Annotated in this window: 9 protein-coding genes; 6 read left to right on the plus strand and 3 right to left on the minus strand. The window is 72.0% G+C overall.

Annotated features, from left to right (window positions below; translation table 11 throughout):
* Nucleotides 1-47 precede the first annotated feature (47 nt).
* Nucleotides 48-3290 carry a bifunctional lysylphosphatidylglycerol synthetase/lysine--tRNA ligase LysX gene (gene lysX, locus PV682_RS03565; protein ID WP_319723868.1) on the plus strand — a complete coding sequence of 1081 codons (3243 nt, stop codon included), beginning with the start codon at nucleotides 48-50 and terminating at the stop codon, nucleotides 3288-3290.
* 81 nt (nucleotides 3291-3371) lie between these two features.
* On the plus strand, nucleotides 3372-4205 hold the full coding sequence (locus tag PV682_RS03570; RefSeq protein WP_319723870.1) for a polysaccharide deacetylase family protein: 834 nt from the start codon (nucleotides 3372-3374) through the stop codon (nucleotides 4203-4205).
* A 30-nt stretch (nucleotides 4206-4235) separates the two neighbouring features.
* Here the strand turns inward: PV682_RS03570 and PV682_RS03575 are convergent, their stop codons facing one another.
* Nucleotides 4236-4919 carry a class F sortase gene (locus tag PV682_RS03575; RefSeq protein ID WP_319723872.1) on the minus strand — a complete coding sequence of 228 codons (684 nt, stop codon included), beginning with the start codon at nucleotides 4917-4919 and terminating at the stop codon, nucleotides 4236-4238.
* Between the two features lie 332 nt (nucleotides 4920-5251).
* On the opposite strand from PV682_RS03575, the gene PV682_RS03580 reads away from it, so the two are divergent.
* A complete protein-coding gene (locus PV682_RS03580) occupies nucleotides 5252-5749 on the plus strand; it encodes a hypothetical protein (RefSeq protein ID WP_319723874.1) in 498 nt (165 codons plus the stop codon).
* 80 nt (nucleotides 5750-5829) lie between these two features.
* Here PV682_RS03580 and PV682_RS03585 read toward each other — a convergent pair whose 3' ends face one another.
* Nucleotides 5830-6360 (minus strand): hypothetical protein, encoded by a 531-nt coding sequence (locus PV682_RS03585; protein WP_319723876.1) that lies wholly within the window; start codon nucleotides 6358-6360, stop codon nucleotides 5830-5832.
* 188 nt (nucleotides 6361-6548) lie between these two features.
* Nucleotides 6549-7313, minus strand: coding sequence for a bestrophin-like domain (locus PV682_RS03590; RefSeq protein ID WP_319724193.1), 765 nt, complete (start codon nucleotides 7311-7313; stop codon nucleotides 6549-6551).
* 1156 nt (nucleotides 7314-8469) lie between these two features.
* On the opposite strand from PV682_RS03590, the gene PV682_RS03595 reads away from it, so the two are divergent.
* From PV682_RS03595 to PV682_RS03605, 3 genes are all read left to right on the plus strand, one after another.
* Nucleotides 8470-9477: an SCO0930 family lipoprotein gene (locus PV682_RS03595; protein ID WP_319723878.1), complete on the plus strand. Its 1008-nt coding sequence runs from the start codon at nucleotides 8470-8472 to the stop codon at nucleotides 9475-9477.
* A 227-nt stretch (nucleotides 9478-9704) separates the two neighbouring features.
* Nucleotides 9705-10517 (plus strand): SAM-dependent methyltransferase, encoded by an 813-nt coding sequence (locus tag PV682_RS03600; protein WP_319723880.1) that lies wholly within the window; start codon nucleotides 9705-9707, stop codon nucleotides 10515-10517.
* Nucleotides 10514-12649: a putative bifunctional diguanylate cyclase/phosphodiesterase gene (locus PV682_RS03605; protein WP_319723883.1), complete on the plus strand. Its 2136-nt coding sequence runs from the start codon at nucleotides 10514-10516 to the stop codon at nucleotides 12647-12649. The genes PV682_RS03600 and PV682_RS03605 overlap by 4 nt, the downstream gene beginning before the upstream one ends.
* Nucleotide 12650: the final 1 nt, after the last annotated feature.

Here is a 12650-nt window from a genome sequence, read left to right on the forward strand (position 1 = left end):
CCCTTCTCGACGGGCGCCAGGCCCGCCTCCTTCCTACAGTCGAAGCCATGAGCGCAGCAGGAACCGCGACCACCGACGCCGAGCGGGCAGAGAAAGAGCGGCCGGCGAAGAAGGACAGGTCACGCCACCTCGCCCGGGTCCCCGAGGCGTTCGGCGGGTTCTTCGGGGCCATCGGGGTGCTGTGCGTCGTCCTCGCCTTCGTGCCGCCGTTGCGCCGCCTGCTGCGCCCGGCCGTCGACCTGGTCGACCTGCTGATCATCCCGGTCAGCGCGAACCTCGCCTACGCCGTCTTCCTGTTCCTGCTGGCCGGCGCGACGGCCGCGCGCAAGAAGGTCGCCTGGTGGCTGGTCGTCGTCTACCTGGGCCTGCTGGTGCTCGGGGACGGCCTCGGGGTGGCGTTCGGCGACTACACCGAGTCGCTGCCGTCCCTGGTCATCTGCGCTCTCGCCCTCCTCGTCCTGCTCTTCGCGCGCCGCGAGTTCTACGCCGCGTCCCGGCACGGCGCCGTCCGCCGGGCCGTCCTCGTGCTGCTGGTCGGCCTCGGGCTCGCGATCCTCGCCGGCTGGGGGCTCGTCGAGCTGTTCCACGGCACCCTGCCGCGCGGCCAGCGCCTCGCCTGGGCCGCCGACCGCGTGCTCGGCGGGCTCGTCTCCGGCGGCTCCTTCGACGGCCGCCCGCCGCGCGCCCTCTTCTTCCTCCTCGGCCTCTTCGGCGCCCTCGCCCTCCTGAACGCCGCCGCCACCCTGTTCCGCAGCCAGCGCATGGAAGCCGCCCTGCACGGCGACGAGGAGGCCCGCATCCGCGCCCTCCTCAAGCGGTACGGCGCCCACGACTCCCTCGGCTACTTCGCCACCCGCCGCGACAAGGCCGTCGTCTTCTCGCCCAGCGGCAAGGCGGCCGTCACCTACCGCGTCGAGGCCGGCGTCTGCCTCGCCAGCGGCGACCCCGTCGGCGACCGCGAGGCATGGCCGCACGCCATCGCCGCCTGGCAGGACACCGCGCGCCGCCACGGCTGGACCCCCGCCGTCATGGGCGCCTCCGAGGACGGCGCCACCGCCTTCGCCCGCGCCGGCCTCGGCGCGCTCCAGCTCGGCGACGAGGCGATCCTCGACATCCCCTCCTTCGACCTCGGCGGACGCGACATGCGCGTCACCCGCCAGGCCGTCAACCGCGTCCGCCGCACCGGCGCGACCTGCCGGGTACGCCGCCACTCCACCCTCACCCCCGAGGAGATGGAAGAGGTCGTCGACCGCGCCGACGCCTGGCGCGACACCGAGACCGAACGCGGCTTCTCCATGGCCCTCGACCGGCTCGGCGACCCCGCCGACGGCGACTGCCTCCTCGTCGAGACCGTCGCCGACGACGGCCGTCTCCTCGCGCTGCTCTCCTTCGTCCCCTGGGGCCCCGACGGCATCTCCCTCGACCTGATGCGCCGCGACCGTGCCGCGCCCAACGGCGTCATGGAGTTCATGGTGGCCGAAGTCTGCGCCGCCGCCCCCAAGCTGGGCATCCGCCGCATCTCCCTCAACTTCGCCGTCTTCCGCTCGGTGTTCGAGGAGGGCGCCCGCATCGGCGCCGGACCGGTCCTGCGCCTGTGGCGCCGCCTGCTGCTGTTCTTCTCCAAGTGGTGGCAGCTGGAGGCCCTCTACCGCTCCAACGCCAAGTACCGGCCCCTGTGGTACCCCCGCTTCCTGTGCTACGGCGACACCGGCGCCCTCGCCCGCGTCGGCCTCGCCTCCGGGATCGCCGAGGGCTTCGTCGTCGTACCGTCCCTGCGCAGGCACCGCCTCAAGCACGCGATACGCCCCGCGTCCTCCACCGGCGACCTGCCGCCCCTGGAGGAGCTGGCGGAACCCCTGTCACCCCGCGAGAAGGGCCCCTCCGACCAGGTCCGCGTCCGTCAGGAACGGCTCCAGCGGCTGTACGACGACGGCACGGACCCCTACCCGGTGGGCGTCCCCGCCCCCACCCACGCCCTCGCGGACGTCCGCGAGGGCGACGAGGTCACCGTCGCCGGGCGCGTCCTGCGCGTCCGCGACTTCGGGGGCATCGTCTTCGTCACCCTGCGGGACTGGTCCGGCGACCACCAGCTCGCGCTGACCGACGCGGACCGCTTCCGGACCGACGTCGACCTCGGTGACCTCGTCAGCTGCACGGGCACCGCCGGGCGCAGCGACAAGGGCGAGCCGACCGTCTTCGTCCACGGCTGGCAGCTCACCGGCAAGTGCCTGCGCCCCCTCCCCGACAAGCGGCGCGGCCTCACCGACCCCGAGGCCAAGGTCCGCCTGCGCGCCCTCGACCTCGTCACCAGCCCCGCCGCCCGCGACACCATCCGCGCCCGCGCGGCCGTCGTCCAGGCGCTCCGCCAAGGGCTCCTCGAACGGGGGTATCTCGAAGTCGAGACGCCCATGCTCCAGCAGATCCACGGCGGCGCCAACGCCCGCCCGTTCACCACCCACATCAACGCCTACGACCTCGACCTCTATCTCCGCATCGCCCCCGAGCTGTATCTCAAACGGCTCTGCGTGGGCGGCCTGGAAAAGGTCTTCGAGATGGGCCGGACCTTCCGCAACGAAGGCGTCTCACCGAAACACAATCCCGAGTTCACGATGCTGGAGGCATATCAGGCCTACGCCGACTACGACGTCATGCTCGACCTGACCCGCGAACTGATCCAGGGCGCCGCCCGAGCCGCATTCGGGACTCCGCAGATCCGCAAAGGCGGCGAGGAGTACGACATTTCGGGGGAATGGCCCGTCAAGACCGTCTACGGGGCCATTTCCGAGGCGCTCGGAGAAGAGATCGGGGCGGACACGGAGCTGACGACTTTGCGCCGGCACTGCGACCGCGCCGGGGTGCCGTACGGCGACGGGGACGGGCGCGGGGACGTCGTGCTGGAGATGTACGAACGGCTCGTCGAGGAACGCACGCTGCTGCCGACGTTCTACAAGGACTTCCCCACGGACGTCTCCCCGCTCACCCGGCAGCACCGCACCGATCCCCGGCTCGCCGAACGCTGGGACCTCGTCGCGTTCGGGACGGAACTGGGCACGGCCTATTCCGAATTGACGGACCCGGTGGAACAGCGCAGACGCCTGACGGAACAGTCCCTGAAAGCGGCGGGCGGCGATCCGGAGGCGATGGAACTGGACGAGGAATTCCTGGAGGCGCTGGCTTATGCGATGCCGCCCACCGGGGGACTGGGAATCGGCGTGGACCGACTCGTCATGTTCGTCACGGGCCTGACGATCCGGGAGACTCTGCCGTTCCCGCTGGTCCGCAGAAGGTGACATCGGCTGGCTGAGTGGAAAAGCAGCGCCATACCGGTGTCGCGGGGGTCGGCCTGTCGTCGCGCGGGTGACGTATGAGCCATGAAGAAAGATCAGGTGTTCACACGGCGTCGGGTGTTGTGGGGTGCGGGCGTCGCGGCTGCCGGGGCTGCCGGAGCCGTGACCCTGGGGCTGAGCGGGGGAGAGGAGACCGTCCCCGCTCCCGCCGCCGGGGCTCCCGCCCGGCGCGTTCCCCTCAAGGCGTCCGCCTACCGCCTTCAGCCCGTCACCGGGTTCGGGCCGCCCGCCTCGGGCCCGGCGCGGCCGGCCGTACGGCGCAAGCCCATCCTCGAGGTCTCCGGGCGCGGGAACACCATGGTGCTCACCTTCGACGACGGGCCCGACCCCCGCTACACGCCCGCCATCCTCGACACCCTCGGCGAGTACGGCGTGCACGCGATGTTCTTCGTGTGCGGGGAAATGGCCGTCGACAACCAGGAGTTGCTGGCCCGGATGGCCGACGAGGGGCATGTGGTCGGGAACCACACCTGGTCGCATCCCCTCCTGACCAAGCTGCGGCGCAGCCGCATCCGGTCCGAGATGCAGCGGACCTGCGAGGTGATCGAGGACGCCTACGGGGAGCGGCCCCGCTGGTTCCGGGCACCGTACGGCGCCTGGAACCGGGCGGCGTTCCAGATCGGCGCCGACCTCGGCATGGAGCCCCTCGCGTGGACCGTGGACACCCTGGACTGGACGACACCGGGGACCGGGACCATCGTGAGCCGGGTCGCCGGGGGCGCCGCACCGGGCGTGGTCGTGCTGTCGCACGACGCCGGGGGTGACCGCACGCAGAGTGTGCGGGCCCTGCGGCGGTACCTGCCCCGGCTGCTGGACTCCGGCTACCACGTCACCGTGCCGCGCAGGCACCCCGCCTGAGGGAGCGGGCGCCCGCCCGGCCGGGACCGCTCAGCGGACCCCGGTCAGGCGGGCGAAGACGACGACGTTCCCGGCGTACCCGTGGGCCTTGGAGAAACCGCCGCCGCAGGTGATGACCCGCAGTTCGGGAGCGCCCTTGGACGCGTACACCCGGTCGCCGGGGAAGTTCTTCTTCTCGAAGACCTCGATGCCGTAGATCTCGAACACGGCGGTCTTCCCGTCCTTGCGGGACACCTCGACCTTGTTGCCCTTCTTGAGGGCGCCGAGCCCGTAGAAGACGGCGGGACCGAGCTTGTTGTCGACGTGCCCGACGACGACGGCCGTGCCCTTCTCGCCGGGCGAGACCCCGCCGGTGAACCACCCCGCGAGGTTCGGGTCCTCCGGCGGCGGCGCGTCGACCCACCCCGCCGCGTCGAGGCCGACCGGCATCACCGGGGCGGCGACCCGGATCGCCGGGATGGCGACCCGCTCCGGCACCGAGTACGGCAGCGGACCCGGCGCCCTGTCGAAGACGCTCCCCGTCAGACCGCCCGTGCGGCCGTCGGCGGCGGCAGCGGCGGCCGGCTGCGGCGGACCGGCGTCGAACTCGCCCGAACCGTTGCGGATGAGCGCCAGGCCGGTCAGCAGGACCAGCGCTATCACGCCCCACGGCGCGCGCTTGCGCGACCGCGCCTCTTCCTCTTCCTCCGCCTCGGACAGCTCGTAACCCGACATTCGCCAGCCCCTTCCGACACGGCCGTCGCCGCGTCCCTTAGCGCCTGCCGGAAACGCTAGGACGGTCCCCGCCGACCGGCGACAAGAGCGCGGCGAACGGGTGGCCGCCGGACGGGGCGGTGCGCCATCCGAGTCGACGGCCACAGGAAATTTCTGACGGTCCGTGACCTGCGGCGATGGACGATTGTGCGGAGGCCGCACGGCGTGTCGCTCACCAGGACGGACCATTCCCGAAATGCGGGCGCCCGCACGGCATCTGAGGGTCGGTCCGGGAGGCGTTCTCTCGCCGACAGACCGGGGACGTGCCCCGGGGCGCCTTCCGCGGAGGAACCATGCGTACCACTCGTGCCCTGGCGGCCTCGGCCGCCGCGTGCGCCGTCCTGGGCCTCGCCGCCCCGACGGCCTCGGCCTGGACCGACCCGACGTCGGTCACCTCGGCGCCCAGCGTCATCGCCCGCGGGGGCCAGCTCGTGCTGACCGTCAACGGCGGCGGGAACAACGCCTGCACCACGCCGGGCTCCACGGTCAGCTCCAACGCCTTCCCGACCACCACCCTGACCTCGATGGGCGGCAACACGGCCACCGCCACCGTCCGCGTCAACTCCTTCGCCAACGCCGGTTCGTACCCCGTGACGACCACCTGCGAGGGCCGCACCCGTACCTTCCCCGGCGTCTTCACCGTCCTCGGCGGCGTCCGCGGCGGGATCGGCGGCAGCTCAACCACCGGGGCCACGCCGACCGACATGGCGATCGGCGGCGGGCTCGTCGCGGCGGCGCTCGTCGGCGGCGGGGTGTTCTGGATGCGGCGGCGCGCGGAGCGCCGTATCTGACCTCCCCTCACGGGGAAACGCGTTTCGGCCCGGCCCTCGCGAGGAGGGACCGGGCCGAAACGCGTGGCGCAGGGGGAGCCTCAGGTGCCGTCCTCGCCCGTGCGGCGGCGGGAGAAGTGGTACGCCGCGCCGACCGACCCGACGATGAGCAGGGTGCCGAGACCCAGCTCCTTCAGGTCGAAGCCGCCGACCGTGCCGCCCTCACCGGCGTGCACACCCCGGTTCGGGGGGTAGAGCGGGTACGGCTGCTGCGTGGGCCCCCGGCCGCCCGCGATCGTGAGCTGGGCGGTGCCGCTGTCGCCGCCGTTGCAGGTGAACGTCACCCGGTACGCGGCGCCGGGACGGGCGTCCCAGTCGACGGTCGCCGTGGACTGCGAGCGGTCGGGTGGGATGCGCACGGTGTCGAAGACGCCGGACGACACGATCACCGTCCCGCCGCAGTTGCCGTTGCCCCGGTCCACCGAGAGCGTGACCTGGCCGCCCGCCGCGATCGTCGACGGCATCACGCTGAAGCCGAACGCGTTGGAGTCACCCGCCGCCGCTGTCGGTGCGGTGAAGGCCAGGGCACCCGCGCCCAGCAGTGCGGCCGAGGCGACGCGTATCGCGCGCATGGTCAATCCTCCGGTCCCCGAGGAGCAGCTCGCGGACCTGTTCCGCTCGCGCCTGGAATGCACCTCGATGACCGAAACGCTAGGAACAGGTGTGCGTACGCGCGATCGGTGTCGTGCGAATGGGGCATCCGTGTGGGCCGGTCAGGGGACCCCGGCGGCGTGGCGGATGGATCGCGGATGAGGCACCGTCAGCCCTTCGCGTCCGGGAAGAAGTGCAGGAAGGGTTCCACCGACGCCGTGATGCCCCGGCTGTAGGGCGCGTCGAAGTCCCAGATCAGGAACAGGAGGAAGGCGATCAGCGCGGAGAACAGGCCCGCGAGGATCAGCTCCCTCGGGGTGCGGCGGATCTGGAGCGCGAAGACCATGCCGATCGTCACGATCCCGCCGCCCAGCAGACCGCCCCACACCACGCCTGGCATCGTCGGGTCGATGGAGTCGGCGCGGGCCGTGCGCGCCTGGTCGGCCGCCGCGATCTGGTCCAGCAGCGGCTGGTACTGCTGCGCCTGGAAGTCCGTCGTCGCCTGGTAGTCCGTCACGTCCGCGCGCAGCTTGCCGAGGAGTTCGTCGCCCTTGCCGCCGATCTCGCCCTCGTCCTTCATCGTCTTCCACTCGACGTCGACGATGTGTCCGACGTACGCGTTCACGTCCGCGCGGATCTTGTCGCGGACGTCCGGCGGGTACACCCGCACCCGCTCCGAGATCTCGTGCAGCGCCTGCGCCTCCGCCTGGACGTGGTCCTGGGCCGCGCTCCTCGCCTCCCACACGCCCGCGATGGCCAGCCCCAGCACGATCGCGTACACGACGCCGATCCACATCGTCATGTACTCGATGACGTCCGGCGTCTCCGAGGGGTCCTCGTCCTCCGCTGCGGTGCGCTGGCGCAGGAACGCGACGACGATGACCACCGCGACGGCGGCGACCATCGACAGGGTGAGAACAAGCCATTCGGGCAAGGGGGCCTCCTTGGTGGCGTGAAGGTGAGGCGGGCGGGGTGGTGGAACGGGGCGTGCGGGGTGGTTCTCGCGCCGCGCGTGGTCCGGGTGGGGCGCGGGTGCGTCGGGGCGGATCGCGCGCTGGACGGTCCGGGTGTGCGCGCCGGTTCGCGCGGGGTGGCGCGTACGGCGTGCGGCAGCCGTCAGCGCGGTCGCAGCGCCGCGACGGCGATCACCGCGGGGGCCGTGATCAGGAGGACGTACGTGACCGGGGACGTGGTGCCGTGGGCGGGGCGCTTGCGCGGCGTCGCCTGGTGGTACGCCGGGTACGTCACGGGGGACGCGCTGGGCGTGGGGCTCGGGGTGGGCGTTGGGGCCGGGGTGGGGCTCGGGGCCGGGGTGGGCGTCGGGGGCGGTGGCGCGGGCCTCGGGGCCGGGGCGGCCTGCGGTGGGGCGGGGCGGGGAGCGGGCGCCGGTTTCGGGGGTGGCTCGGAGGAAGGTTTCGGCGTCGGCTTCGGCGTGGGCTTGGGCGTCGGCTTGGGGGTGGGTGTCGGTTTCGGCGTCGGGGTGGGTGTCGGCGTCGGTTCCGGCGTCGGAGTGGGGGTTGGCGTCGGGGTGGGGGTCGGCTCCGGGCAGGGCGGCGGAGGCGGGGGCTTCGGGCGGCAGGGCGGCGGCGGCCAGCCGGGCCACGGCGAGTGGTGCCCCGCCACGGCCACGATCTCCAGGCCACCCGGCCCCACGGACGCGTACGCGCAGGCGTCGGCGGACGCGACCCCGGCCGGCGCGCCCACCAGAATCCACGCAGCGGTCACCACGCCCAACACCCGTACGGTGAGGGCGGATCGGGTCGGTTCGGGTCCATGCACGACGCAGATCATGAGCCCTTACGCCCCGGCGTACGCCCCTGATCGGCGCGGATTGCCCCGAACGGGCGAACTTCACCCCCGATGGGTTTAACGCCGATTCGGCCGGATGTCTGGACGTACGCACACAGATACGGAGAACCGGCCGCCCCTCCTGCCCCGCTCCCCACCCCCTCGAAACCCCCTCGAACACGGCCGGGCAAAAGATTTTTCTGACGGCGTTGAACACAACAGCCGCCCCCATGCGTAACCAATCCCGAGCGGCGGCGCAGCAGGGCGCTGCGAACACGCTTGTGATGATCGGGGAGTTGACAATGAACACCTCCTGGCGGAGCGCCTCTCTCGTGGCGAGCGCTGTGGCCGTGCTGGCGCTGACGACGGCGTGCGGTCAGGAAAGCGGCGGCTCGACGGGCAGCCAGAACGTCGGCGCCACGGCCCCCGCGGGGACCGGCGGCCTCGGAAGCGTCGGCAGCGGCGGCTACGGCGGTGTCGGCACCGGCGTCGGCGCCAGCCCCAGCACGGGCACCGGCGGCACGGGCACCGGCACGCAGACGGGCGGCGCCGGTCAGCTGGAGGTCGCCACCAACGCCGAGCTCGGCAAGATCGTGACCGACAGCGCCGGCCGTACCCTCTACCGCTTCGACTCGGACACCGCCGAGCCCCCGAAGTCGAACTGCAACGACGCCTGCGCGACGGCGTGGCCCCCGGTCGCCCCGGACGACGTCTCGGCCGGCGACGGCATCGACAAGTCGCTGCTCGGTGAGGTCACCCGCGCGGACGGCAAGAAGCAGCTCACCATCGACGGCTGGCCAGCGTACTACTACCAGAAGGACGCCAACCCGGGCGACACCAACGGCCAGAACGTCGGCAACAAGTGGTTCGCGCTGGCCCCCGACGGCAAGAAGGCCAAGGCGGGCGGCGGTGGCGGCGGTACGGCCCAGGTCTCCGACGAGCCGGGCCTGTCGACCCGCAACGACCCGAACCTCGGCGAGATCGTCGTCGACAAGAACGGCATGACGGTCTACCGCTTCGTCAAGGACAAGGCGTGGCCGAAGCCGGTCTCGAACTGCAAGGGCGAGTGCCTGGAGAAGTGGCCGATCGTCGCACCGGTCGACTTCGAGGACACGAAGGACATCCCCGAGAAGGGGTACATGAAGTTCACGCGCCCCGACAACAACGAGGAGCAGCAGACCCTCAACTGCTCCCCGATCTACACGTTCATCAACGACAAGAAGCCCGGTGACATCAACGGCCAGGGCGTCGGCGGCACCTGGTTCGCGGTGCGCCCCGACGGCAAGCTGGTCGGCGCTCCCAACAAGTAGCCGAGCCGTCCCCGGTCCGCCCCCTCCACGCCGTACGGAGGGGGCGGACCTCTTGCCGTACCGGGCGCCCGGGGGCGTTCCGGGAGCCGACAGAACCTACCGGAAATCCACACTTCCTGACCGGGAACGGACGGTCAATTTCCGTTTCCGCTCGTTCTTTTGGCGGGCGATCAGTAGCCTCAGCTCGAACACCGGAACCCCGGAACACCGGAAGCCTTGGAGTACTGATGCAGCGTCCCGCCTGGGCCCCGAGGAGCATCGACATCTCGATGCCCAGCGTGGCGCGCATCAACGACTGGTTCCTGGGCGGCTCGCACAACTTCGCGGCGGACCGGGAGGCGGGCCGCAGGGCCATGGAGTCCGTGCCGGGGCTGCCGAAGATCATGCAGGCCACCCGGGCGTTCATGCGCCGCGCCGTGCACCACGCGGCGGCCGAGGGGATCACCCAGTTCCTCGACATCGGCTCCGGCCTGCCGACCTCCGGCAACGTCCACGACGTGGCCCGCAGGGCGCTGCCGGACGCCAGCGTCGTGCACGTCGACCACGACGCCGTGGCCGTCGAGCACACCCGGGCCGCACTCGCGCGGGACCCACGCGCCGACGCCGTCGCTGCCGACCTGCGCGACCCGCGGACCATCCTGACCAGCCCTCAGGTACGGCGGCTGCTGGACTTCGGGCGGCCGGTGGCCGTCCTGCTGATTGCGATACTGCACTTCGTGGACGACGAGGACGACCCGTACAAGGCGGTGGCCGAGCTGCGCGACGCGCTCGCGCCCGGCAGCATGCTCGTCCTCACCCATGCCTCGTTCGAGGGAATCCCGCTGCCGCCCGAACGGGCCGGCGGCGCGGTCGACGTGTACAAGGACATCCGCAACCCGCTGATCATGCGCTCACGAAGCGAGATCGCGCGGTTCTTCGAGGGGTACGACATGGTGGAACCTGGACTGGTGCCGATGCCGCTGTGGCGGCCGGAGACGGCCCCGGAGGACGAGGATCCCCATGCGTTCCGCGGGTTCGCCGGCGTGGGGACCACGGCGTGACGGCCGTGCAGGACGGACCGGAGGACCGACTGCGCCGGTTCGCGACGATCTGGAGCAGAGCCGTCTACCCGGCCACCTCCACGCCCCTGACCCGCACCGAGTTCGAGGAACTCCTCCTCCCGCTGGCCAGACGCCTGCGTACGGCGCTGCTCGCGCGCTCCTTCGACGCCGCCGAACCCAAGGCGGTCGGCGCCGCCCTGGTCGCCGCGCACTGCACCGACCCGGAGGCCCTCGCGCAGGCCCTGGAGTGCGTGGACGCCTACCTGGTGCTGTACTGCGGCGACGACTCGCCCCCGGAGAAGCTCCGCACCCGCTCCTCCCGCCTCCAGCACGCCATGGCCGCCGGGTACGCGCACGCCCTGCGCGAGCGCACCCTCGCCGAGCAGGAGGCCATCGCGCAGGCCGCGCTCCAGGCCCAGGGTGTCGTCGCGCAGGCCCTGCACGCCAGCGAGGCCCGCTTCCGGGCCGTCTTCGAGGGCGCCGCCATAGGCATCTGGATCGCCGACCTCGACGGCCACGTCCTGGAGGTCAACGACGCCCTCACCCGCATGTTCGGCGGCTCCGAACAGGCCGTGCGCAGCCGCAACGTCAAGGAGTGGACGCACGCCGAGGACGCGCCGCAGGTGTGGAAGCTGCACGAGGAGCTGGTGCGCGGCGACCGGGAGCACTACCACACCGAGAAGGCGTTCTACCGGCCCGACGGAACGGTCCTGTGGACCAACCTCACCGTCTCCCTGCTGCGCGACGCCGACGGCGCCCCCCGCTACCAGCTCGCCCTGATGGAGGACACCACCGAGCGGCGCCTCCTCAACCTGCGGCTGCGCTACGAGGCCACCCACGACGCGCTCACCGGCCTGCCCAACCGGACGCTGTTCTTCGAGCGCCTGGAGAAGATCGTCGCCGCCGGGGACGGGCGCCGCTACGGCCTGTGCTACCTCGACCTCGACGGCTTCAAGACCATCAACGACAGCCTCGGGCACGCCGCAGGGGACCGGCTCCTCGTCGAGATCGCCGACCGCCTCCAGTCCTGCGCGACCGCGCCAGGCGAGATGGTCGCGCGGCTCGGCGGCGACGAGTTCGTGGCGCTCACCACCGGGCCCGACGCGCCCCACGAGGTCGACGAACTCGCCTCCCGCATCATGAACGCGCTCGTCGCGCCCGTCCGCATCGACGGCCGTGAACTCACCGTGCGCGGGTCCATCGGCATCGTCGAGGGCCAGGCCGGGGAGCGCAGCGCCGCGGAAGTCCTGCGCAGCGCCGACATCACGATGTACCGCGCCAAGTCGGCGGGCGGCAACCGCTTCGAACTCGCCGACGCCGAGGCCGACGCCCGCGCCATCACCCGCCACGGCCTCACCACCGCGCTGCCCGCCGCCCTGGAACGCGACGAGTTCTTCATGGAGTACCAGCCGATCGTCCGCCTGGAGGACGGCAGCGTACGCGGCGCCGAAGCCCTCGTCCGCTGGCTCCACCCCCAGCACGGCGTCCTGGGCCCGGACCGCTTCATCCCCCTCGCCGAACACACCGGCCTGATCGTCCCGTTGGGCCGCTGGGTCCTCGAACAGTCCGTACGCCAGGTACGGGCCTGGCGGGAGCGCTGCGCCGAGACCTGGTCCCTGCGCATCAACGTCAACCTCTCCCCGGTCCAGCTCAGCCACCCCGGCCTGGTCCAGGACACGGTGGAGATCCTGGAACGCGAGGGAGTCGGACCCGAGGCGCTCTGCCTTGAGGTGACGGAGTCGGCGTTGATCGGAGCGGACGACGACCTCCTGAAGCCGCTGCGCCAACTGGCGGAGATGGGCGTGGACATCGCCCTCGACGACTTCGGCACCGGCTACTCCAACCTCGCCAACCTCCGCCGCCTCCCGGTCAACATCCTCAAACTGGACCGCTCGTTCACCCAGGGGATGCAGCAGTTCCCGGCCGACCCCGTCGACCTGAAGCTCGTCGAGGGGATCGTCACGATGGCCCACAGCCTGGACCTCGCGGTGACGGTCGAGGGCGTGGAGACGGGCGCGCAGGCCGAACAGCTGCGGATCCTGGGCTGCGACACGGCCCAGGGCTGGTACTACGCGCGGCCGGGACCGCCGGAGAGGCTGAACGAACTGGTGCTGGCGGACGCCGCGGGCTGAG

The sequence above is a fragment of the Streptomyces niveiscabiei genome (assembly GCF_033794345.1).
In the GTDB taxonomy this organism is placed as follows: Bacteria; Actinomycetota; Actinomycetes; order Streptomycetales; family Streptomycetaceae; genus Streptomyces; species Streptomyces niveiscabiei.